At 61.5% G+C, this 22,675-nt stretch carries 24 protein-coding genes; 21 read left to right on the forward strand and 3 right to left on the reverse strand.

Translation table 11 applies throughout. The features are described 5' to 3' along the window. Positions 1–8: 8 nt before the first annotated feature. The 3 genes from JQ586_RS10020 to JQ586_RS10030 are packed head-to-tail and all read left to right on the forward strand — an operon-like array spanning position 9 to position 3,046. Positions 9–971: a 3-hydroxyacyl-CoA dehydrogenase NAD-binding domain-containing protein gene (locus tag JQ586_RS10020; protein WP_212394374.1), complete on the forward strand. Its 963-nt coding sequence runs from the start codon at positions 9–11 to the stop codon at positions 969–971. 52 nt (positions 972–1,023) lie between these two features. Beyond that, positions 1,024–2,226 carry a CaiB/BaiF CoA-transferase family protein gene (locus JQ586_RS10025; protein ID WP_212394375.1) on the forward strand — a complete coding sequence of 401 codons (1,203 nt, stop codon included), beginning with the start codon at positions 1,024–1,026 and terminating at the stop codon, positions 2,224–2,226. A 43-nt stretch (positions 2,227–2,269) separates the two neighbouring features. Continuing rightward, entirely contained in the window at positions 2,270–3,046 is a 777-nt protein-coding gene (locus JQ586_RS10030; protein ID WP_249147452.1) for an SDR family oxidoreductase, read from the forward strand. Positions 3,047–3,224: 178 nt separating this feature from the next. Here JQ586_RS10030 and JQ586_RS10035 read toward each other — a convergent pair whose 3' ends face one another. Continuing rightward, complete coding sequence (locus tag JQ586_RS10035) at positions 3,225–4,565, reverse strand: MFS transporter (RefSeq protein ID WP_249147453.1); 1,341 nt, start codon at positions 4,563–4,565, stop codon at positions 3,225–3,227. A gap of 1,300 nt (positions 4,566–5,865) precedes the next feature. On the opposite strand from JQ586_RS10035, the gene JQ586_RS41090 reads away from it, so the two are divergent. The 12 genes from JQ586_RS41090 to JQ586_RS10090 all read left to right on the forward strand — a co-directional run bounded on the left by JQ586_RS41090 (position 5,866) and on the right by JQ586_RS10090 (position 16,273). Then, complete coding sequence (locus JQ586_RS41090) at positions 5,866–5,994, forward strand: hypothetical protein (protein WP_283815431.1); 129 nt, start codon at positions 5,866–5,868, stop codon at positions 5,992–5,994. A gap of 156 nt (positions 5,995–6,150) precedes the next feature. Further along, positions 6,151–6,471, forward strand: a complete 321-nt coding sequence (locus JQ586_RS10040) for a hypothetical protein (protein WP_212394376.1) — start codon at positions 6,151–6,153, stop codon at positions 6,469–6,471. Positions 6,472–6,506: 35 nt separating this feature from the next. After that, entirely contained in the window at positions 6,507–7,703 is a 1,197-nt protein-coding gene (locus JQ586_RS10045; RefSeq protein WP_212394377.1) for a radical SAM protein, read from the forward strand. Between the two features lie 183 nt (positions 7,704–7,886). Beyond that, a complete protein-coding gene (locus JQ586_RS10050) occupies positions 7,887–8,141 on the forward strand; it encodes a hypothetical protein (RefSeq protein WP_212394378.1) in 255 nt (84 codons plus the stop codon). Between the two features lie 71 nt (positions 8,142–8,212). After that, on the forward strand, positions 8,213–9,496 hold the full coding sequence (locus JQ586_RS10055; protein ID WP_212394379.1) for an ABC transporter substrate-binding protein: 1,284 nt from the start codon (positions 8,213–8,215) through the stop codon (positions 9,494–9,496). 58 nt (positions 9,497–9,554) lie between these two features. After that, positions 9,555–10,421, forward strand: a complete 867-nt coding sequence (locus tag JQ586_RS10060; protein ID WP_212394380.1) for an ABC transporter permease subunit — start codon at positions 9,555–9,557, stop codon at positions 10,419–10,421. Positions 10,422–10,519: 98 nt separating this feature from the next. Continuing rightward, on the forward strand, positions 10,520–12,337 hold the full coding sequence (locus JQ586_RS10065) for an ABC transporter permease subunit (RefSeq protein WP_212394381.1): 1,818 nt from the start codon (positions 10,520–10,522) through the stop codon (positions 12,335–12,337). Next, positions 12,330–13,028: an ABC transporter ATP-binding protein gene (locus JQ586_RS10070; protein ID WP_212394382.1), complete on the forward strand. Its 699-nt coding sequence runs from the start codon at positions 12,330–12,332 to the stop codon at positions 13,026–13,028. The genes JQ586_RS10065 and JQ586_RS10070 overlap by 8 nt, the downstream gene beginning before the upstream one ends. 2 nt (positions 13,029–13,030) lie before the next feature. Beyond that, entirely contained in the window at positions 13,031–13,189 is a 159-nt protein-coding gene (locus JQ586_RS10075) for a hypothetical protein (RefSeq protein WP_212394383.1), read from the forward strand. A 2-nt stretch (positions 13,190–13,191) separates the two neighbouring features. After that, positions 13,192–14,541 carry an amidase gene (locus JQ586_RS10080; RefSeq protein ID WP_212394384.1) on the forward strand — a complete coding sequence of 450 codons (1,350 nt, stop codon included), beginning with the start codon at positions 13,192–13,194 and terminating at the stop codon, positions 14,539–14,541. A 2-nt stretch (positions 14,542–14,543) separates the two neighbouring features. Further along, a complete protein-coding gene (locus JQ586_RS10085) occupies positions 14,544–15,665 on the forward strand; it encodes a transporter substrate-binding domain-containing protein (RefSeq protein ID WP_212394385.1) in 1,122 nt (373 codons plus the stop codon). 8 nt (positions 15,666–15,673) lie between these two features. Further along, positions 15,674–16,273: an ANTAR domain-containing response regulator gene (locus JQ586_RS10090; protein ID WP_212394386.1), complete on the forward strand. Its 600-nt coding sequence runs from the start codon at positions 15,674–15,676 to the stop codon at positions 16,271–16,273. Between the two features lie 99 nt (positions 16,274–16,372). On the opposite strand, the gene JQ586_RS10095 is transcribed toward JQ586_RS10090, so the two are convergent. Further along, positions 16,373–16,873 (reverse strand): helix-turn-helix domain-containing protein, encoded by a 501-nt coding sequence (locus JQ586_RS10095; protein WP_212394387.1) that lies wholly within the window; start codon positions 16,871–16,873, stop codon positions 16,373–16,375. Between the two features lie 111 nt (positions 16,874–16,984). On the opposite strand from JQ586_RS10095, the gene JQ586_RS10100 reads away from it, so the two are divergent. The 3 genes from JQ586_RS10100 to JQ586_RS10110 all read left to right on the forward strand — a co-directional run bounded on the left by JQ586_RS10100 (position 16,985) and on the right by JQ586_RS10110 (position 19,743). Next, on the forward strand, positions 16,985–17,908 hold the full coding sequence (locus JQ586_RS10100) for a nitrilase family protein (RefSeq protein WP_212394388.1): 924 nt from the start codon (positions 16,985–16,987) through the stop codon (positions 17,906–17,908). 88 nt (positions 17,909–17,996) lie between these two features. Continuing rightward, positions 17,997–18,389: a tautomerase family protein gene (locus JQ586_RS10105; protein ID WP_212394389.1), complete on the forward strand. Its 393-nt coding sequence runs from the start codon at positions 17,997–17,999 to the stop codon at positions 18,387–18,389. Then, positions 18,376–19,743: an amidase gene (locus tag JQ586_RS10110; protein WP_212394390.1), complete on the forward strand. Its 1,368-nt coding sequence runs from the start codon at positions 18,376–18,378 to the stop codon at positions 19,741–19,743. The genes JQ586_RS10105 and JQ586_RS10110 overlap by 14 nt, the downstream gene beginning before the upstream one ends. A gap of 53 nt (positions 19,744–19,796) precedes the next feature. Here JQ586_RS10110 and pcaQ read toward each other — a convergent pair whose 3' ends face one another. Then, positions 19,797–20,774, reverse strand: coding sequence for a pca operon transcription factor PcaQ (gene pcaQ / locus JQ586_RS10115; RefSeq protein WP_212394551.1), 978 nt, complete (start codon positions 20,772–20,774; stop codon positions 19,797–19,799). 88 nt (positions 20,775–20,862) lie between these two features. On the opposite strand from pcaQ, the gene pcaC reads away from it, so the two are divergent. From pcaC to pcaG, 3 genes are read left to right on the forward strand one after another with little or no spacing between them, the layout of a single operon-like run. Then, the gene (gene pcaC / locus JQ586_RS10120; protein ID WP_212394391.1) at positions 20,863–21,243 is read left to right on the forward strand and encodes a 4-carboxymuconolactone decarboxylase; all 381 of its coding nucleotides are present in this window, start codon (positions 20,863–20,865) and stop codon (positions 21,241–21,243) included. Then, positions 21,244–21,996, forward strand: coding sequence for a protocatechuate 3,4-dioxygenase subunit beta (gene pcaH / locus JQ586_RS10125; RefSeq protein WP_212394392.1), 753 nt, complete (start codon positions 21,244–21,246; stop codon positions 21,994–21,996). It begins immediately after the preceding gene. A gap of 3 nt (positions 21,997–21,999) precedes the next feature. Further along, positions 22,000–22,626, forward strand: coding sequence for a protocatechuate 3,4-dioxygenase subunit alpha (gene pcaG / locus JQ586_RS10130; protein ID WP_212394393.1), 627 nt, complete (start codon positions 22,000–22,002; stop codon positions 22,624–22,626). Positions 22,627–22,675: the final 49 nt, after the last annotated feature.

Consider the following 22,675-nt stretch of genomic DNA (forward strand, 5'->3'; position numbering starts at 1 on the left):
GGCGCGCCATGTCCCCAGCCCAGCCTGACATCCTCAATCGCTACCGCAAGACGGCCGTCATCGGCGCCGGCGTCATCGGCGCGTCCTGGACGGCGCTGTTCCTGGCGCACGGCCTCGAGGTCGTCGTCAACGATCCACGCCCCGACGTCGAAGCGTTGGTCCGCGACTACATCCGCAACAATCTGTCGACCCTCGAGGCGCTCGGACTTCCGACCGAAAACCTCGAGGCGAAGCTGCGTTTCGAGGCCGACCTCGAACGTGCGGTCGCCGGCGCCGACCTCGTGCAGGAGAATGGCCCGGAACGGATCGAGTTCAAGCAGGATTTGTGGGCCCGCATAGGCAAGGTGGTCAGCGACAACGTGCTGATGCTGTCATCGAGTTCGGCCAAGACCGCGACGGAACAGGCGCTGAAGTGCTCGCGGCCCGAGCGGCTGCTGGTCGGCCACCCCTTCAATCCGCCGCACCTGATTCCGCTGGTCGAGGTCGTGCCCGGGGAACTGACCGGCGAGAATGCCGTCACCGACGCCGTCGCCTTCTACGCCGCACTCGGCAAGGTGCCGCGCGTCGTGCGCAAGGAAATGCCGGGCTTCGTTGCGAATCGCCTGCAGCGCGCGATATTCCGCGAGTGCTGCTATCTCGTGATCCAGGGCGTCGTGAAGGTCGACGAGCTCGACGACATCGTCACCAGTTCGATCGGCCTGCGCTGGGCGGCGGACGGCCCGTTCCGATCGTTCCATCTCGGCGGCGGCGCCGGCGGCTTCACATCCTTCTTCAAGCAGTTCGGCCCTGGCCTCAATGAGGCCTGGAAGAACATGGCGCCGGTGGATCTCAACGAGGCGGCCCAGGACAAGATCATCGCGCAGGCGGAAGCGTCCTTTGCTGCGCGCCCGGCCGAGCAGCTGGAACGCGAGCGCGACGCCAAGCAGCTTGCGATCATCCGGGCACTGAAGGCGGTCAGGGCCGACCAATAGACCGGAGCGCAATCGCGTAACCGGCAGGCCCGTGATAGAAAGGGAGAACGATATGGGACTTTTGTTCGAAGGCCTCAAGGTGATCGATTGCGGCAGCTTCATTGCCGCACCAGTGGCGGCGACGGTCCTGTCCGATTTCGGCGCCGACGTCATCAAGATCGAACCGCCCGGTGCGGGCGATCCCTACCGCCATCTCACCAAGCTGCCCGGCCATCCCAAGAGCGATCAGAACTACGCATGGATGCTGGGCTCGCGCAACAAGCGCAGCCTCGCCGTCGACATGGGCAAGCCCGAGGGCCGCGCCGTGGTCCAGCGCCTTGCCTCCCAGGCCGACGTCTTCATCACCAATTATCCTGCCTCCGTCCGCAGGAAGCTCGGCATCGGCTACGAGGCGCTGGCGGCGCTCAACGACCGGCTGATCTACGCCTCGTTTTCCGGATATGGCGAGAACGGCGCAGAGGCGACCAAGCCCGGCTTCGATGTCACCGCCTGGTGGGCACGCTCCGGCCTGATGGATACTGTGCGCGCCTCATCGCAATCCGTGCCGGTGCGGCCGGCGAACGGCATGGGCGATCATTCCGCGGGCTTCACGCTGTTCTCGGGCATCATGATGGCATTGTACCAGCGCCAGCTCACCGGCAAGGGCACGGAGGTCAGCTCCTCCCTTGTCGCCAACGGATTGTGGGCAAACGGCTACAACGCGCAAGCCGCGCTGTGCGGCGCGACCTTCACCGATCGCCCGGCACGCGAGGTCGCCTTCAACGCGCTGACGAACTACTACAAGTGCCGCGACGGCCGCTGGTTGATCCTCACCATCCTCAACGAAGAGAAGCAGTGGCCGGACTTCATGAGATGTTTCGACCGCGAGGATCTGATCGAAGACCCGCGGTTTGCCAAGAAGATGGATCGCCTGGCGCGCTCGAAGGAGCTGATCGCGCTGCTCGACAAGGAGTTCGAGAAGCATGATCGCGACGAGTTCCGCAAGCGCCTGACGGCCGCCGGCATCGTGTTCGACGTGGTGGCGACACCCGAGGACATTCCGACCGATCAGCAATTGCTCGACAACGACATCCTGGTGCCTTTTGCCGGAAGCGAGACCCGCACCATCAACAGTCCGATCGCGTTGCGCGGGGTGGACAAGGTGCAGCCCCGGATGCCGCCCTCGGTCGGGCAGCACACTGACGACGTGCTGAAGGAAGCCGGATTCGATGCCGCGGAGATCTCGCAAATGCGAGGGGCAGGCGCCGTCGGCTGACGATTTTCAGGCCCAGGGATATCTCAGTTTTCAGGAGCGATACATGAAGATCGAAGATCTGTTTTCCGTGAGGGGCAAGATCGCGGTGGTGACCGGCGGCAGCCGCGGTCTTGGCGAGATGATCGCCCGCGCCTATGTCGAGAATGGCGCCAAGGTATACATCACAGCGCGCAAGGCCGATGCCTGCATGGCGTTGGCCGAAGAATTGTCGAAGCAGGGCGAATGCATCGCTGTTCCGGCCGATCTGTCGCGGATGGACGAGATCGAGCGGTTTGCGGCCGAACTGGGCAAGCGCGAGAAGCGGATCGACATCCTGGTCAACAATGCCGGCGCGAGCTGGGGCGCGCAATTCCATGAATTTCCGGAGAACGGCTGGGACAAGGTCATGGACCTCAACGTCAAGTCGGTGTTCTTCCTGACGCAGAAGCTCCTCGGTCTGCTGGAGGCGGCGGGGTCGGAACAAGCCTATTCGCGGGTCATCAATATCGGCTCGATCGAGGGCATCCGCACCACGCATCTCGAGGCCTATTCGTACGCAGCGTCGAAGGCGGGGGTCAATCACCTGACCCGCATCATGGCCAAGTTCCTGGCGCCCAGGCACATCGCGGTCAACGCGATCGCGCCTGGCTACTTTCCCTCGAAGATGACCGACGCGATCGACGAGCACGGCTCCCGCCAGGTCGTCGACGACGCGCCGATGAAGCGCATGGGGGCGCCCGACGATATGGCGGGGATCGCGCTATATCTCGCCTCGCGCGCCAGCAGCTTTGTCTGTGGCGCTGTCATTCCGGTCGATGGCGGGTTGGCCACGACGGCATAGCTTGTGCTTGCCGGCATGCTCGTCGAGACGGCATCTGCCGCCTCGGCGCCATCCGATGCCTCGAATCCTTTGTGAACCTCCCAGGAAACTGGCGCAGCAGACATCCGGCGCCATTTTTCTCGTCCGGTGATGTGTCGATTGCCTGGAGCGGACGCCGTTATGGGTGCGCCCGCTTCATTCAGGATTTGGCGTCGTTCGGATCGGCTACCTTGACGATGGTCAGCAACAGCAGACCCGAAAGGATATAGGCCGCCATGATGAGGTAGGTGCTGTAGAGCGAACTGCCCGTCGTCGCCGTGATGTAACCTGTCACCGACGGAGCTACAGCCGGACCGAGATTTCCGAGGCTGCTGATCAGGGCGATGCCGCCTGCGGCGCTGGCCCTGGACAGGTATTCGGTGGTCGTGGTGAAGAACAGCGGCGTCGCCGAGACGAAGCCGAGACCCGCCAAGGTCAAGCCAATCACCGAGGCCAGCAGGTTGCCGTGGGAGAAGCTGATGATGATGAGTCCGATGCTCGCAACGACGACGCAGGTGACGTAATGCCAGCGCCGCTCGCGGGTCTTGTCGGAGTGACGGCCCATCAGCACGGTGCCGATAATGCCTGCGATCTGGGGCAGGGTCGCCAGCAGGCCGACGTGGAGCAGGTCGGCGACGCCCCAGCTCTTGATCAACGTCGGGATCCAGAACACCATCGTGTAGGTGGCGCCCAGCAACAGGAAATAGGTGAACGACAGTCCGTACACCTTCGGGTCCTGGATCATCTGCCAGAAATTGGCATGGGACGAAGCTTCGACGTCCTTGTGGTCATGTTCGAGCTGGTAGCGCAGGGCTGTCTTCTCGTCCGCGGTCAGCCACGTCGCGTCCTCGGGCTTGTCCTGGAGATAGAAGAAGGCGACAAGGCCAAGGATCGAGGCCGGTATGCCCTGCGAGATGAACAGCCACTGCCAGCCATGCCAGCCTCGGATGTCGTTGAGATACTGCATTGTTCCGCCGGATAGCGGGCCGGCGAGCACTGAAGCGATGGCGGTCGCGGTCATGAACATCGCGATGATCTGGCCGCGGCGGGCCGAGGGATACCAGTAGGTCAGGTAAAGGATGATGCCTGGGAAGAAGCCTGCTTCGAGCACGCCGAGCAGGAAGCGCAGGACGTAGAACTGCGTCGGCGTCTGCACAAAGGCCATGGCAACGGCGGCGATGCCCCACAGGAACATGATCCGGAGCAGTGTCTTGCGGACGCCGATGCGCTCCAGCAGCAGGTTGCTCGGCACCTCGAACAGGAAGTAGCCGACGAAGAAAATGCCGGCCCCGAAACCATAAGTCGCATCGCTGAAGGTCAGCGTCTGCTTCATCTGGAGCTGGGCGTAGCCGATGTTGATGCGGTCCAGAAATGCGACGACGTAGCACAGCATCAGAAATGGCAGGATACGCCAGCCGACTTTGGAATAGAGTTGCGCGGCAACCCGGTCGTCGCCCTCGTCGGTGGAGATGGTCGAAGCGCTCGTCATGTGTACGGACATTCTCACCCCCTTGTTGGCATTTGCCCGGAGTCTGCGCTCCAGTTGAGAATCGCCCAGGAGGCGCGGTGCCCGTCCCGGGGCATCGCGCCGCGCAAATGCGCGCTGCCGTGCAGCGGGATTATTCTATCAGTCGCTTGATTGATTAGCAATCGTGATGAAGGGGGCGGCAAGACGAGCGACATCGCCACGCGGAAGACCTGCGGGGACGACGGCTTCTGACACGGCGATGGCGAGTGGCCGGTATCCACTCTGTCGATCTCGCTCGGTGATCCAATCGCCCGACGACCCCGGCAAGAACACGCCATTTTCGAGAGCGCGCCGGATGGGTAGGGCGCAACGAAACCCATCAATTCGAGAACTCGCGGTGAGATGATTGCTGCGCTCCACCGATCCGTGGCTACGATGCCTCTCGTCGTGGCAATGCGTGTTGCCCATTCGACACGTCGGGCAAATCAACGGAATTCTGTCAAGCCGTCATCGGCGAAATAATTCCGTTTATCGTAATACCAAATCAGTGTATAGCTTTCCCCGTCTCACCCGCTCGAGGGGCGCTCGCGATCGTCACGAACGTGGTGTGGGATGCGGTGGACGCCGAGCGTGCGACTGACGAGGACACGCAAGGCGGACGGCGAAATCGTGCAGGCCTGACGCCCTAGTGGCAGGTGTCTCCCGCGAGATGCGAAAGCATCTTCGCGAGACGGTGACAATAAAGCCCAGTCTCGCCGGGGCGAGCACGTATAAGCCGTAACCCATCGCGCAGGGAAAGCCGGGTTGTTTCCGGTTACACCTGTGGTCCTACCCCCGTGCTTTCTACATTGCACGGGGCCCATGGGTGCGATCGGCACTCGGCTTTCCCTGCGCCCTCTGCATTCAGAGCGGCGAAAGGAAGGGCAAAAGCTCGGACAAATCATGTCGCGAGAACGAGAAGGCGTGTCCTGCATCATTGCGAACGAAGCGAAGCAATCCGTTGCACGGCATATGCGGGCCGATGAATTGCTTCGTCACTATCGCTCCTCGCAACGACGGCTGACAGCTCGCGGCGCGTGCCACATTTGGTGTCGTCTGTCACGACCATGAGTGCCAATCGTTATCTTCCCTTCGCGGGCCGTCGACCGGTTCAGGACGTTCGTCGCCGAGGTGAACATCTCCTATTGCGGGGCTGCTGTTTCGCGCCGCCTTCATCCGTCTGAAAGGAGGTGCCCCGGTGCGGGATGGTAAGACCCACTTAGCAATTAGGGATTATACTCTGGTCGAATCTTCTGTTGCCGCTATTCCCGTATGAAAATGGGGACTTCTTACGTTGTCCGCACACAATTCGACGGATGAGGTGCAGCACGTGGACCGTATCGAGCAGACCTACATCGGCTTGGCGGCGGCGTTCTTCGTCGTATTTGCCGTCGTCGGCCTGTGTGCGCTCTTCATGGGGTGATGAGCGTCAGTTACCGAAACCGGGACGGTTCGGTCATTACAAAACTGTCAGCATTATTGTCCTAACTGAATGCTCCGCTTCGGCACGTTGCCCGCCCGATCATAAGCCTATAGTGTTTGTCCTACTCATCCTCCGCGAGAAGAGGGACTGGAACTGATGTCTATTCTGACGCTGAAGATTTTTGCAGGCCTTCTGCAATTGCATGGGCCAGGTGCGACCATTCAGAGTGATCATCCGGGCATTGATGCGTTGCTGCCCGACATGCAAGACCAGAACGCGAAGCAGGGTGCCTTGTCCGACCAGAACGGCTCGGGCGTGACGGCTTCCGACGAATTCCTGTCGGACAAGCCGCTGGTGACGGAGGCCTATTTCAGGCGCGGCTTTGTTCGCGGTGCGCCGTATCATGGCGGCGCGTTTCGTCGAGGTGCTGCGGTGCCGTACGGCGGATTCCGCCGCGGATTTGCCCGCGGTTACTAGCATCCCTGGAGCTTTCCGCTTGGTTCGGTGTCCGCATGTCGGCTGACGCGGCAGATGCTGTCGACTTCACCAGTCAACCGATCGCGCAGCTGTTGGTGAAGGTTGCCACGCGCTGCAATATCGATTGCTCTTACTGCTACTGGTTTCGCGACGCCGCCGTCTACGACAAGCCAAAGCTGATGAGTGCCGCGGTGCTGCGTCAGCTTTTGTTGCGCATCGAAGAGCACGTTTGCGAACATGGTCTGCCCGATTTGCCCATTGTCCTGCATGGCGGGGAGCCGCTGTTGTGGGGCGTAGACAATTTCAACCATTTTGCCGAAGCCTGTGCCGCCATCACGGCACGAACGGGTAGTGTCATCCCGATCGCGGTCACCACCAACGGCGTCCTGATCGACGATCGTTGGCTGGACTGTTTCGAGCGGCATCAAATTTCCGTGGCGATCAGCCTCGACGGGCCCGCGCATATTCACGACCTGCACCGCAAGACGTTTCAGGGCGGCGGCACCCATGAAGCCGTGGTGCGCGCTGCGCGCCTGCTGGTGTCGCGTGACATCCGCACCAGTGCGCTGGCGGTCTGCAACCCGGCCTACGCGCCGCGCGACTACGTCGAGTTCTTCGCCGATTGCGGCATCACCCATTACGACATCATGATTCCGGATGCCACGGTCGACGAGAAGCCGCCCGCGATCGCCGGATTCTACAACGGGCTGTTCGATCTCTGGTTCGAAGCCAACCGCAACCGGCCAGCCGTGAACATCCGCATCGTTACCGACATGGTCACCGCGCTGCTCGGCAACAACTCGCCGACCGAAGGTGTCGGTTACAATCCAGTGGAGCTGTGCACGGTGATGACCGACGGTTCGGTCGAGGCGCATGATGTGCTCAGGATCGCGGGCAACGGCTTTACGCAGACCACATTCAACATCTTCGATCACGCACTCGATGAGATCCGCAACGAACCGCGCTGGCGAGCTGCGCGCGACGCCTCGATCAATCTCGCTGCCAAATGTCAGAGATGCAAGTTCCTGAATGTCTGCGGAGGCGGCTATCTTCCGCATCGCTTCTCAAAAGCGAACGGCTACGACAACCCGTCGGTTTATTGCGACGATCTCTACGCAATGTTCGAGAACATGCAGAATGTGCTGGAGCAGCACCTTTATGTCCGGAAGCCCGGCGGCGGTCGGGTCGCCATGCGCGATGCGCTGAAGGGTGGGCATCGCGGAGAGCGATGACCCGGAGCTATTTCCGCGTTGACAATTCGGCCCGCGCTGTTTAGACCAAGCTCCGTGCGAGGACACGCACGCAAAATTCCAACGACGTAGCTGGGCATGTAGTCTTGGCACGTCGTTTTTGTGTTTCTGAAGCAATCATTCGTCCCAGGCTGGTGCTCGGCTCAATATACGGAGCGGAACACCATGAGACGCGCTTATCTAAGTGTCTGCCTGTTGGCAGCGCTTGCGGTGCTGCCCGGCGCTGCACAGGGCAAGCCCCCGACGAAGATCGCAGCCCTCGGCCTGACCGGCCTCCTGAACATCGACGGTATCCAGCACAACGCTGCCTTCGGGCCGGCGGTCGACAGCGTCAACGGTAACAGCGGCGCGGTCGAGAAGCCGATCGAGACGGATGCCGATGCTCCGCGGTCGGAGCCGCGCGCCTTTCCGGTTCGATAATAAGACTAGACAGCCTTCGTCAATTGGTTCTATGATAGAACCATCAAAAATCATGTGCCAGGGAGGATTGAATGACGTTGCCTCGTAGATTTTCGTTTTCCGAAACGGCTCCGCGGATCAGCAATCTGGGATCTTGGGCCAGGTTGTTGCGCGCAGGCGCCTTGACGCTGGCCGGCACGCTTTGTCTCGCGGGCGGCCCGGTACAGGCCGATGGTGGAATCAAGATCGGTTCGATCTTCGACCTCACTGGCGGTCTGAACATCTACGGCATCCAGCAAAACAATGCCCTGAAGCTGGCCGTCGACGCTCTCAACGCCAAAGGGGGCGTGCTTGGGAAGCCGATCGAGGTTGTCAGCTACGATGCGCAATCGGAGCTGAGCAAGTATACCCAGTACGCGAACACGGTGATCCTGCGGGATCGCGTGAGCGCGCTGTTCGCCGGCCTCACCAGTTCATCGCGCGAGGCGATCCGGCCAATCGTCCGCAAGGCCAATATCCCTTACTTCTATGGATCGCTCTACGAAGGCGGCGCCTGCGACAAGCAGACCTTCGTTACAGGTCCTTCCGCCTCACAGCAATTGTCGGTGCTCATCGATTGGGCCGTGAAGAAATACGGCAAACGGATCTACATCATGGCGCCCGACTACAATTTCGGGACTATCTCGGCGCACTGGGTCAAGGACTATGCGAAGAAGGCCGGTGCGGAAGTCGTGGGTGAGGATTTCCTGGCACTCACGGTCACCGACTATGCGCCGACCATTCAGAAGATCCAGTCGGTCAAGCCGGACTTCGTCGTCGCGCTGCCGGTCGGTGCCAACCAGACCGGTTTCCTGGAGCAGTTCGCCGCTGCCGGCCTCAAGGACAAGATCGGCGTCGTCTCGACGAACTACGGCTCGGGCAACCAGCAGGTCGTCGTGTCGCCGGCAGCCGGCAAGGGCCTCATCGCCGACCAGGGTTACTTTCAGGTCGTCGACGGCCCGGCCAATACCGAGTTTGTGAAATTGTGGAGCGCAAAATACGGCAGCGACACGCCGATCATCTCGGAAGCGGTCGACATCTGGAATGCCGTGCATCTGTGGGCGGCGGCGGTCGACAAGGCTGGGACGGTCCAGGCCGCTCCGGTTATTGCGGCGCTCGAAAGCGGTCTGAGCTTCGATGCACCGAACGGCACCGTGACGCTCGAGCCGAAGTCGCACCATTTGCGTCAGAACATCTACATCGTCGAAGGCGACGACAGGCATGGCTTCAAGGTCGTCGAGACCTTCAAGGATGTCGCGCCAAGTTACGAAAACGAGAAGTGCGATCTGAAGGCAAACCCCACGCTCGCGCAGCACTTCGCACCGGACGGCAAATAGCGACCGAGCGGGCGCGCCCGATCAACGGGCGCGCCTCATCTTCGCGGAAGGAGCGATCATGGAACTCGACTATCTGGCGACGGTGCTGCTCTCCTCCCTGTCAAGCGCCTCGATCCTCTTGATTGCGACGATCGGCCTTGCGGTCGTCTTCGGCCTGATGGGCGTCATCAATCTCGCACATGGTGAGTTCCTGATGATCGGGGCTTACGCAGCTCTGACGGCCACCCAATACGGCATTCCCTTTGTCATTGCGATTCCGATTGCCATTGCCGTCACGATGACGATCGGCGCGGTTGTCGAGGTCCTGATTATTCGACGCCTCTATGGCCGCCTGTTCGACACGATGCTCGCGACCTGGGGTCTCAGTATCGCGTTCTATCAGCTTGCCGTGCTGATCTTCGGTACAGTCACGCCCGGCATCGGCATGCCTCAGTTCAACCTGAGGATCGGCAACTACAGTCTCGCCGGCTATCCGCTCCTGATGATCGCCGTTGCCGCGGTCGCGACGGTTTTCGTCTACGTGCTTATGACGCGGACGGTCTACGGAATGAAGGCGCGCGCCGCGATTCAGATGCCGGAGATGGCGCGCGCAATCGGCATCGAGTCGGCCCGCGTCAATACCCTGACCTTTGCGATCGGATGCGGGCTGGCGGGCTTCGCCGGCGCGGTCCTGTTGCCGATCGTGCCGGCGACGCCCTCCATGGGCTTCGCCTTCGTCATCAAGGCGTTTCTCACAGTCGTGGTTGCCGGGCCGGTGACGTTGACCGGCAGCGCGCTGACGGCGGTCGGCCTCGGCGGTGGCGCCTCCGTGACGGCGAGCTTCCTGACCTCGGTTGCGGGCGACGCTTTCTTCTTTCTGATCACTGCATTCCTCCTCTGGCTCTATCCGCTCGGGATTACGGCCAAGTGGCGCACCAAGATGTGAGACGTGCCATGAACTTGCCTGCAAAGGATCACCGGATTTCTGCTCTGGCCATACCCGTTCAAGATCGCGGCCTGGTGGCGCAGGATGTGAGGCGCGCCATGAACCTGAGTGAAAAGCTCTACCAGCGCGCCGGCCTGATTTTCCCGATTCTGGCAACGGGCGGAGCGCTTGCGGCGGCAAGCTTTATCGATCCCTATCTTGCATACGTCGCCACATCCTGGGTCATCTTTGGATTGCTCGGGCTCAGCCTCGATCTCGTCTGGGGACGAGGCGGCCTGCTGTCCCTCGGACAAACGGCATTCTATGGCCTCGGCGGCTATTTCGGCAGCATCGTTGCCATCAACATGGCGCCACTGACGGGCAACACGCTGCTCTGGAGCCTTCCGGCTGGCGCGGCCTTCGGCGCTACCAGCGCGGCTGCACTCGGCGCGATCATCTTCCTTGCGCGGATGGGACCGTTACAAGCGACGATCCTTTCCTACACCTTTACGCTGCTGTTGTGGTCGCTGACGCAATCCTTCACGGCGACGGTCGGGCAGGCGGTGGTCGGCGGCGACAATGGCCTGTCGAACATCCCGGGTGTAGTCGTGGGATTCGGGCAAGGTGCGGAAGCACTCGGGCCGGTCGAAGTATTCGTCACGGTCGTCATCGTGTCGGCCGCCACTTATTTCCTGTGCTGGTGGTTGATGCGCGGCACGTTCGGTCGGGTGATCGACTGCATCCGCATTGACGCGCAGAAAGCGGAGCTTCTCGGCTACGATATCCGCAAATACCAGATCGCCAATTTTTCGCTCGCAGGAGCGATCGCCGGGCTTGCGGGTGCGATGTTCGCGGGCTGGGCGAATTACCTCAACCCCTCGATTTTCTCGGTTCAGGAGGCGCTCCTTGTGCCGATCTACGTCCTGGTCGGCGGTCTTGGAACGCTGGCGGGTGCCTTTGTCGGTGCGTTCGCAATCGGCGGCCTGTCCTTCTACCTGGGTGGCGGCGCCGTCGGCGGCCAGACGACGCTGATCCTCGGTATTGTCCTGATCTTGCTTGTTCTCTTCCTGAAGAACGGTCTGGTAGGCGCAATGGGTGAGCTCTGGCGGAGGACGCTGCCGGATCCGAATGCAGCGGCACGCGATGCCGGCGCCGTCTCGATCGATCCCGAGGTGCTGGAAGGTATTCTTGTTGAAGCTGCGCAGCAGGCGGGTCCGGCGAAGCGCCTTGCGACCGTCGATCTCTACAAGCGCTTCGGTGGCGTCATCCCGGTCAACAAGATATCGCGCACCTTCGAACCCGGTCGGCCTTATTCGCTGATTGGGCCCAATGGAGCGGGAAAAAGCTCGTATCTGAAGGCCTGCGTCGGCATCTACATGCCCGAGGCGGGCTCCGTGACGGTCGGCCAGACCGATGCGACCAACGCGCCAATTTTCGAGCGCGTTCACCAGGGTGTCGGCGTGAAGAACCAGAAGCCGCAGATATTCGGCGAGCTGACAGTGGTCGAAAACCTATCGATCGCGGCCTACGCGCGCACCGGTGACAAGCCGGCAGCGGCCGGTATCAGCCGCCAGATCCTCGCCATGTTGGGTTTCGAGCGGCAGGCGAAGGTCCAGGCCTCGGCGCTCTCGCATGGGCAGCAGCAATGGCTCGACATCGGCATGGTGCTGTGCCTCGCCCCCCGCGTCGTACTGCTGGACGAGCCGGCGGCGGGCATGACGAATGAGGAAACACGAGAGCTGTCGGCTCTCGTTCGTACCCTGGCGCGGCATACGACTGTGATCGTCGTGGAGCACGATATGGAGTTCGTCAGGACACTCGAAGGTCACGTGACAGTGCTTCACCAGGGCCAGGTCTTTGCCGAAGGCGACATTGCCGCACTGCGCGCAGACGATCGCGTCCTCGACATTTATCTCGGGAGGCGGGAGCATGTTTAGGATTGTCAATGCGACCGGCGGATACGGGAAAACCGTCATCATCCGGGACGTGTCGATCGCGGTGGACAAGGCAGAGATCGTGGCGCTGCTGGGACGCAACGGCGTCGGGAAATCCACGCTGATGCGTTTCGCCATGGCCTTGATCCCGGCACTTTCCGGCCATGTCGAGATCGATGGCCGCAACGCACCCGAAGCGCCCGCCAAACGCGCGAAGGCGGGCGTCGGCTATGTGCCCCAGGGCCGGTATGTCTTTCCCCGGATGACGGTCACCGAGAATATCGGGGTCGCGGCCGAAACGAATGGCCACAGCGGTCGATTGGCGGTGGAAACTGCCCTGCGAGAGTTTCCCATGCTCCGCCCGAAGGCAGATGATCTCGCCGGTGGCCTGTCCGGCGGGCAGCAACAGGTGCTTGCTCTTGCCCGGGCCTTGGCGACAAAGCCTAAGATTCTGCTCCTCGATGAGCCAACCGAGGGGGTCCAGCCGTCCATCATAGACGAGATGGCCGGTATCCTGAAGCGTATCAACCGCGAGCGCGGCGTCGCCATTCTGGTCGCAGAACAGGATCTCGATTTCTGCCTGTCGATCGCTACACGTGCCTACGTCATGGAGAAGGGCAGCGTGCAGCTCGAGACTGATCGCGAGAGTCTGCGGACCGATAAGAAATTGCAGCAGCAGTTGCTCGGAGTCTGATCATGCACAAAATGCCTGACCCTTCTGGATTGAGCGAGGAACAGCTGAAGGAAATCGCTGCGACCCTGAAGCGCATCCGCGAAGGTCTTGAATGCGCGGATCGCCTGGTCGCGTCCGAACCGTCCCATGTCTTCGCTCCCAAGATCCAGGATGCGATCTAGTCGTGACGCAGACCCTTACCCAGCAGATCGATGCACTTGCGTCTGGCGTCAATTCGTCATCGGAACTCGCCGCCCGTGCCCTCGAGCTGGCTGCACGCCACGCCGATATCAACGCTTTCGTGGCTTTGGATCCTGACCATGTGATGCGGCAAGCAGCAGCGGCAGACGAGCGGCGGCGACGAGGCAGGGTCATGAGCCCGATCGATGGAGTGCCGATCGCTATAAAGGATAACTACTTGACGGAAGACTACCCGACGACAGCATGCTCCGGTGCATTGCCGCTCGAGCGACAGGGGCAGGACGCCACGATCGTTGCAAATCTTCGCAAGGCGGGGGCGGTTATCTTCGCGAAGACCAACATGCATGAATGGGCATATGGCGCGACAAACTCGACCTCCAGTTTTGGTGCGACCCGGAATCCTTGCAACCCCGGTCGCATTACCGGTGGTAGTAGCGGCGGTTCCGGTGCCGCAGTCGCGGCCGGCATCGTTGCAGCCGCGCTCGGAAGCGATACCGGCGGTTCGATTCGAATCCCGTCCAGTGCCTGTGGCGTCTACGGCTTCAAGCCGAGCTACGGTCGTGCCTCACGCCATGGCGTCCTTCCGCTCAGTTGGTCGCTCGACGCCCCTGGGCCGATTACTGCAGCGCTCGACGACATCATTCACCTGATGCCGTTCATCTGCGGAGACGATCGGAACGATCCTGCTACTTTTCACTCTCCGGCTTTCGGACAGATCGGGCTCGTCGACAGACCACGGTTGATCAATCTGGTTGGTGAAGGTCTGGAGCGCTCGGATGACGTCGATGCAGGGGTCTTGTCGGCGCTTCGACGCTCGGGCGCGGACGTTGCGCATCGCGGTTTGGACGGAATGTCGGCCTATTTCGCGGCATGGGAAGCGATTTTGCATTGCGAAGCCTCGTCATACCACGCTGAACTGCTCGCCCGGAATCCATCAGGGTTCACGGCCCTCACTCGCGCGCATCTCGAGGCCGGAACCCGGATATCGGGCGTCGAACTGTTGAAAGCACAACGAATTCGTGGCCAACTGACCCGGCAACTGAACGGACTCGGTGACCGGGATGCGCTCGTACTTCCGACTTTGCCGGTCGTCGCTCCGCGGATCGGAGATGACTGGCAAAGCTTTGGCGGCCGGCAAGTTACGACACAGGACAGCATGACCTGGTTCTGCTGGCTGGGAAACCTGGCTGGGCTTCCATGCATTTCCATCCCGTGTGGAAGATCGCCTGAAGGCCTTCCCATCGGCATGATGCTGATGGGTCGGCATGGTCAGGACGAACATCTTCTGGCCGTTGCACGCTGGATGGATCGACGGATCAACGCGGATGCATGACGATGGATAGAGGGACAGTCAAACTCGGCGTTCTGTTCTCGCAAACCGGGCCGATGGCTGTGACGGAGAAGGCGCATATCGAAGGCGTTCTCATCGCCTGCGACGAGATCAACAGAAAGGGTGGAATCGACGGACGGCCTCTCGAGCCGGTGATTGCCGATCCCGCGGGCGAAGACCGACGATACGAGGAACTGGCAACTGATCTCCTGCTTCGTCAGCGCGTCAGTGCGATCGTCGGATGCTGCCTGTCGACCAGCCGAAAGAGGGTCGTGCCCGTGGTCGAGCGCTACAATGGCGTTCTGCTCTATCCATCCGTCTACGAGGGCTTCGAATATTCCCCGAATGTGCTTTATGGAGGGGCCGTTCCGAACCAGGTGATTGTCCCGCTACTCGAGTATCTGTTCACCCATCGCGGGAAGGACATCGGACTTATCGGATCCGACACGCTGTATGCGCGCGAGATCAACCGTCTGGTCAAGGAGTTTCTCGCCGAGAGCGGCGGCAAGATCGTCGGTGAGATTTACCTTCCCTTTGCGACCACGCGCGATCGTTTCAGGCCATCCCTCGAGCACCTCGTCGCAAGGCAGCCGCACGCGATCATTTCGACGGTCGTCGGCGAGGACACGGTGTCCCTCTACGAGGCTTTCAGCATGGTTCAAAAAGGAGGCGGCGTTCCGATCGCGTCGCTGACCACAACGGAATCGGAACTGAGCCGCATGTCGCCCGGGGCCCGTGCGGGGCATCTTTCAGCCTTGACCTATTTCGGCTCGCTTGACGCTCCGCAGAACCCGGAATTCGTCGCCGCCTATCAAAAGCGATATGGCCAGGACAAAATGCCCGGAGTCTACACCGAGGTCTGCTATGTGCTCGTCCACATGTTTGCTGATGCGGTGCGGCAGGCCGGAGATTCCGACAGCGATTGTATCCTGCCGATCCTCTCGGGCACGGTGTTCAAGGGCCCTTCGGGAGACAAGGCGATCGACCTCGACAATAACCACTTCCTGCTGCGGCCGATGATCGGCCAGGCCTCCGAGAGGGGTGACTTCGAGATTGTGTGGAAGAGCCCGGGGGTCGTTCGACCGGATCCTTATCTGGTTTCGTACGACCGTTCCCTGGTCGCGTGAGGCCCAGGATGAGCGAGCGCATTTCGGTGAAGGACGAAGATCTGCTTCGGCGCCTGCGTCGGATGCGGGTTCTCGTCATCCATCCGGACGACGAGGAGCGCACATTGTTTCTCGCGCATGTCAAACGGATCGGTTGCCAGGTCGAGGGCGCCTGGCCTGCGCCCGAGACATTGCCCTCTTATGTGGACGTCGTCCTGTTCCTGGTGAACCCGAGCCGCGACAACAAGACCCCGGGCTGGATGACGACTTGCGATGCCGTCGCCCGGATCGGCATCATCGCATTCGAGACACCGGAGATCCTCAGCGAACTTCATAGCCTGAACGTTCACGGCGTAATCTCCAAGCCGATCCGCATCTTCGGCATCCTGGCGGCGCTCACCACGGCGGTCAGCCTCGCCAGCCATGAGGCACGCCTGAAACAACGGATCAAGTCGCTGGATGAGACTCTGAAATCGCGGCGAAAGATCGAGCGGGCCGTCGAGATCCTCGCCGCCACACGCAATATCTCGGAAGAAGAGGCCTATCGTCGACTGCGGGAGAAGGCGATGAACTCGAACACGACGATCGGGTCCGTGGCAGAGGCGATCATCGCGTCGAGCGATATCTAGGAGTTTGTCGATTACGCGCCAGCGCCCCGGTGGTTGCGCGCACCATCGTCCCTGAGCGTTCGCGCGCCGCCCCGCCCCCGGGACATGCTTTCGGTCTGATCAGCGCTGTGCAGCCCGGCGCACTCTGGACGTCCGTGGTGCGCGGGAGTCGTCGAGGTCAACCGCCTTGCGGACGAAAGTCATGGACGAGTCGAGCTCCTTGCCGTCGCGTCCTTGCAGCGCAAGCCTCGGGACACGCTTCCCGCTCGCCTTCTCCGTCAGGATCGAATGACGTTCGGTCTTGCCGAAGCAGTGGCTCTCGGCCCACTGCCGCAAGCTCACGGTGACCAGAAAGAGGTCGCGCCCTTTTTCCGTCAGCACATACTCCTGATAGCCGCCTTCCTCGGAGACGGGAGCCGTCTCCAGAACGTCGATCGCGACCAGATGTTTGAGGCGCGCGGTCAGAATCCCTTTCGAGATGCCAAGGCTCTTCTGGAATTCGCTGAACCTCCGGATCCCATCGAAAGCGTCCCGGATGATCAGCAGGGACCACCAGTCGCCGATTTCATCCAAAGCCCTCGCCACTGGACACTCCACGCGCCCCAGACTCGTTCTCTTCATGCTCGCTCCCGCTGCAAAGCCAAACTGGTACTAAAATAAGACTAGACAAGCGCTCGCGCAAGTAGTTCGATAATAGAACCAAATAAGCCAAATGCACCGGAGTAACGACATATGACGACTGCAACTGCCAGGGCTGCCGAACCGGGGGCCAAAAAGCGCAAGAGTGCCGCACGTGTAGCGGTGGTCCAGTTCAACCCACAGGTCGGCCTGGAAAATCTGGAGGCGAACGAGGCTGCCGTTCGCAAGCGCCTGCAGCAGGCAGTCTCGGATGGCGCAAACCTGATCGTGCTGCCGGAATTGGCGACGACAGGCTACTGCTTTGATTCGCGCGCGGAGGCCTTTGCTCATGCGGAGCCGGTGCCAGAGGGGCGGACAATTCGCGGCTGGGAGGCTTTCGCCAAACAGCATCAGGTCTACGTCGTCGGCTGCCTGCCGGAACTGGAGGGCAATCAACTGTTCGATACGTCGGTGCTGGTGGGACCCGAGGGGTACATCGGCAAGTACCGCAAGACCCATCTCTGGAACGAGGAAAAGCTGTTCTTCACGCCAGGCAATCTGGGTTTTCCGGTCTTCGAGACGCGGATCGGCCGGATTGGGCTCCTGATATGCTGGGATATCTGGTTTCCGGAAACTGCGCGCATCGTCAGCCAGCTTGGCGCTGATATTATTTGCATTCCTACCGGCTGGGTGTGGACGCCGCCGCCGCTCTACGATGCGAGCGGTACCTGCATGGCGGCGTATCTCACCATGACCGCAGCACATGCAAACAACGTCTTCATCGCTACCGCGGACCGGATCGGTGTCGAACGCGGTGCGGGGTTTATGGGAAACTCTCTCATTGCAGGCACCAATGGCTGGCCAATTGGCCGGATCGCAGGGCCTGACGAGGATACGATTTTGTACGCTGATATCGATGTCGTCGAGGCGAGGACGGCGCCGGTATGGAACAAGCTCAACGACTTGATGCGGGACCGCCGTACCGATCTCTACGATCAATTGCTCGGCTTCCGCGGAGCCCCGGCGCTACCTCGATAGCGGAGGATGCGAGCGGGGCGCGCGAACAACGCATGCGTGCCCCGGTTCTCGACTCCTTGCGTCTCGCCAGAACCCGATGAGGTGAACGATGCCCTACCTGCAAATCGACGTGCCGATCCGTTACCCGGCGGAGCAGAAACAGCGCCTGGCCAGGCGCTTTGGCGAAATCTATGCCGATATCATGCACGCCAACATCCGGCGGATCTCCGTGGCTGTTCGCGAACTCCACGATGGCGGAATTTGGCGATGCACGGAAGGAGAACCCTACGAGGCAGCCCTTCTGATGTGTGACATTCGGAAAGGGCGTCCGCCTGAACAACGGGAGCGGCTCGCACGCGCGCTTGTCCATGCGTGTGTGGAAATACTGCAGCTGCGGATCGATCAGGTGAACGTCGAGTTCACACAGCATTCCGGCGATGAAATGTTCCACCCGCTGCTTGGCGGCCTCAGCGAGGATTGGTCGGCCAATGAAGCGCGCTGAGCAACTCGACAGGTTGGCGCCCGGTTCGTCGGAAATTCGGGCACTGGCGGCTGCACTGTCCGAGGGACGGGCGAGAAGTGGAGACCTCTTGGACGATTGCCTTCGCCGCATCAAGGATCCGGCAGGCGAGGGTACAAGGACATTCATCAAGGTCTGGGAGCAGGAGGCGCAGCTTGCCGCGGCCGCCTTTGACGGCGCGGAACGGTCTGGCGAGGCCCGCTCGCCGATCGCCGGACTCCCAATTTCGGTGAAGGATCTGTTCGATGTCAAAGGCGAGGTCACGCTGGCCGGCTCCGTGGCAAGGGACGATTCGCCGCCGGCTGCGTGCGATGCCCCTGTAGTCAATAGACTCAAATCGGCGGGCGCAGTGTTGATCGGGCGCACGAACATGACGCAGTTTGCCTATTCGGCGGTCGGATTGAACCCGCATTTTGGTACCCCCGGCAATCCGTGGGACCGCACGCGCACGCCCGGCGGATCTTCATCTGGAGCTGCGGTTTCGGTCGCCGATCGTATGGCCGTGGCGTCGATCGGCTCGGATACCGTCGGATCAATTCGCGTTCCGGCTGCTCTTTGTGGAGTGGTCGGCTTCAGGCCCACCCAGCGTCGCGTACCTCGCGAGGGGGCGATTCCGCTGTCGGCGACCCTGGACACGATCGGTCCGCTGGCCCGCTCGGTCGAGGACTGCGCGTTGGTTTTCGGCGTTATCGCCGCGGAAGAGCTGCGGCCCACGGACGGCTGTGATCTCTCCAGCCTCCGTCTCGCAATTCCCAAAGGAAGGACACTGGAGGCACTCGATCCTGAAGTTGCAGGCGCCTTCACGCGCGCCTGCAACATGGCATCCCGTGCGGGTGCCAGGATTGTCGAGATCGATGTGGAGCCGCTCGAGGCATTCTATGCACTAAATCCAAACGCAACGATCCAGGCGGTCGAGGCGATGGCCTGGCACCGCGACCTGATCAGCCGAAGGGGCGCCGCGTACGATCCGAATGTGAAGGCGCGCATCGAGGCCGGCGACCGGATCGCGGCGACCGCATACCTTGATTGTCTGATGCGTCGCGGGCCCCTGACGCACGAACTCGATCATCTCACGGCGTGCTTCGATGCCCTGATCATGCCGACTGTCCCGATCATCGCGCCGCCGATTGCAACTTGCGAGCGCGACGAAGGCAGTGTCCGCGCCCAGCTCATCAGGAATACGTCCCCGTTCAATTACTTCGATCGTCCTGCGATAAGCATCCCGATTCACGAGCCGGGTAGCGCCCCGGTCGGCCTGATGCTCGTTGGTGGGCGTGACGAGGACTGGAAGCTGCTGGCGATAGCTCGTGCCTTCGAAACTGCGAGGAACGCGTGAGCGGGCATGCACAATGCCGTCCTTCCGAGTACAGGTGAAAAACTGCAAGTGAATCAAGTGCCGCCCGTACTGATCGACTGACCAGGCAGCGCCAGGCCGATCTCGATGGTTACGGCATGTATCGCGTCCCTGATGATCTGGATGGGCAGTGTCGGTGCTGCGTCGGCGCGCATGGTCAGGCCGACCGGTCCGGTGACCACATCAACGTCGATCGGGAGTTCGATGAGCTCTCCCGATTGCAGATCGTCGGCGACCACGCCGCGCGAAATGATCCAGATCGCGTCCGATAGCCGCAGATACGCACGTCCGAACGTCGGCGACGTCGTCTCGATGACGTCGGATAATTCGGAAAGCCCTCGGCTGCGCAAGAGCGTATCGACCGTCGGCCGGATGATCGAACCGGTCTCGGGCAGCACAACCGTGTAGTTCTTGATCACGCCCAACGGCGCATGCTGTCGATCCGCAAGCGGATGGCCCGCGCGTCCGACAATGGTGATTTGCTCGGAATAGAGATGCTCGAAGACGAGGCCGCGCATCAGCGCGCTGTCGGCAAAGCGGCCGACCACGAGATCGAGCTCTTTTGCCTTCAACAATCCGAGCAAAACGTCGTTGGTCCCGGGGGCAAGATAGACGGTCGCGCTCAAACCTCGCTCCTTGGCCCGCTTGATCGCACGGGGCATGACGGCAGCAGCGACCGTGGGCAGCACGCCGATCGCGACGCGGAGCGCGCCGCCGGCCTGCGCGCTCACAAGGCTTTCGACACCTTGTCGCAACGCAGCGACGCTCGCTCCGGCGTGTCGTCGAAACACCTCTCCGTAGGCGGTCAAATGGACGCCGCGTCGGCTGCGTTCGAGCAGGACGACGCCGAGAGCCTCCTCAAGCTCCGCAATGGTCTTCGAAACCGCAGGTTGCGTGGTGTGTAGCGCCTCGGCGGCGCGGACGAAGCTGCGCCGCTCAGCCACTTCCAGGAAACAGCTCACCTGGCGGTATTTGATCCGGCCGGCGATGGGCGAGCTCGTTTTGATATCCATTTCGATATGTAAGCATGGAAAACGGCAATTTTCAATTGCGTAATAAACATGAGACCGTTCTCCCAGGGAACGAACAAGGAGAAATTGCATGTCAGCCAGCCGGCTTGAAACCGGGCTGAAAGTCCGTCGCGCGGTCCTGGGCGATGCGCATGTCGACCGGGCGGAGGCCGCGAAGACGCCGTTCGACGGCGCTTTCCAGCAACTGATCAACGAGGGGGCGTGGGGCAGCGTCTGGGCGCGGCCGAACTGGACGCTGCGGGAGCGTTCGATCGTTACGATGGCCCTTCTGGCGGCGCTTGGTCATCACGACGAACTCGCCATGCATGTGCGCGCCACCCGCAACACCGGTGCCACTCCGGAGGATGTGAGCGAGGCGATGTTGCACGTCGCCGTCTATGCCGGCGTTCCCGCCGCCAATCACGCCGTCAAGATCGCCAAGGCCGTACTCGGCGAAGAGGGGAGGATTTGAATGTCATCCCCAGCAGGTGCGCATCCGGCGCAGGCCAGCGCGGAATTCTTCCAGCGCGACCGGTCGATTCATCCGCCGGCCTACACCCCCGGATACAAGACGAGCGTCACGCGCTCGCCAAGACAGGCGCTGCTGTCGCTGCAGAACTCGCTGTCGGAGATTACCGGGCCCGTGTTCGGTCATGACGACCTCGGCCCGCTCGACAACGATCTGATCCGAAACTACGCGAAGACCGGTGACCCGATCGGTGAGCGCATCATCGTGCACGGCCGGGTGCTGGACGAGAGCGGGCGACCGATCCCGAACACCCTCGTCGAGTTCTGGCAGGCCAATGCGGGTGGCCGCTATCGGCACAAGAAGGACACCTATCTTGCTCCGATCGATCCGAATTTCGGCGGCTGCGGACGCGCGCTGACGGACACCGACGGGAGATACTTCTTCCGAACCGTCAAGCCCGGTCCCTATCCGTGGCGCAACTACGTCAATAGCTGGCGTCCTGCCCATATCCATTTCTCGATCTTCGGATCCGGATTCGCGCAGCGCCTGATCACGCAGATGTATTTCGAAGGTGATCCGCTGATCAAGGCATGCGCGATCGTCAATGCGATCCCCGACCCTGACGCGGTCGATCGCCTGATCGCGCCGATCGACCTCAATGCCTCGATCCCGCTCGACACGCTCGCCTATCGCTTCGACATCGTTCTGCGCGGGAGGCGCTCGACGATGTTCGAGAACCGTCTGGAAGGAAACTAGGCCATGACCGACAAGCTGGGCTACCTCAAGGAGACGACCTCGCAGACGGCCGGCCCCTATGTCCATATCGGCCTGATCCCGCAACAGGCGGGATTCGACATCTTCGAAACGAATTTCGGCAACGTTGCGGTGGGTCCGAAGACTGCCGGACAACGCATCAGGATCGAAGGACGCGTGTTTGATGGCACGGAAACGCCGGTCCGCGATGTTCTGATCGAGACCTGGCAGGCCAATGCCGCCGGTCGCTACAATCATCCCGCCGATACCCAGGACAAGCCCCTCGATCCCGACTTTCGCGGCTGGGCGCGTGCGGGCTCCGATTTCAAGACGGGCATCTACACGATCGATACGATCAAGCCGGGTATCGTTCGTGGCCGCCGAGGCCGGCCGATGGCGCCCCACATCAATTTCTGGATCGCCGCGCGCGGAATAAACATCGGTCTGAACACGCGAATGTACTTTGCCGACGAGGGCGAAGCCAACGCCGTCGACCCGGTGCTGAACCTGATCGAACTCGACACGCGCCGGAAGACCTTGCTCGCCGAGCCTGTGACGCGTGATGGCATCGCCGTCTACCGCTTCGATATCCGCCTGCAAGGCGAGAACGAGACCGTATTCTTCGACATCTGAGCGACGGCGATGCCGCCGACATAAACCAAGGGAGGAAGCGCATGAAAAC

It is taken from the genome of Bradyrhizobium jicamae (assembly GCF_018130215.1).
GTDB classification, from domain to species: domain Bacteria; phylum Pseudomonadota; class Alphaproteobacteria; order Rhizobiales; family Xanthobacteraceae; genus Bradyrhizobium; species Bradyrhizobium jicamae_A.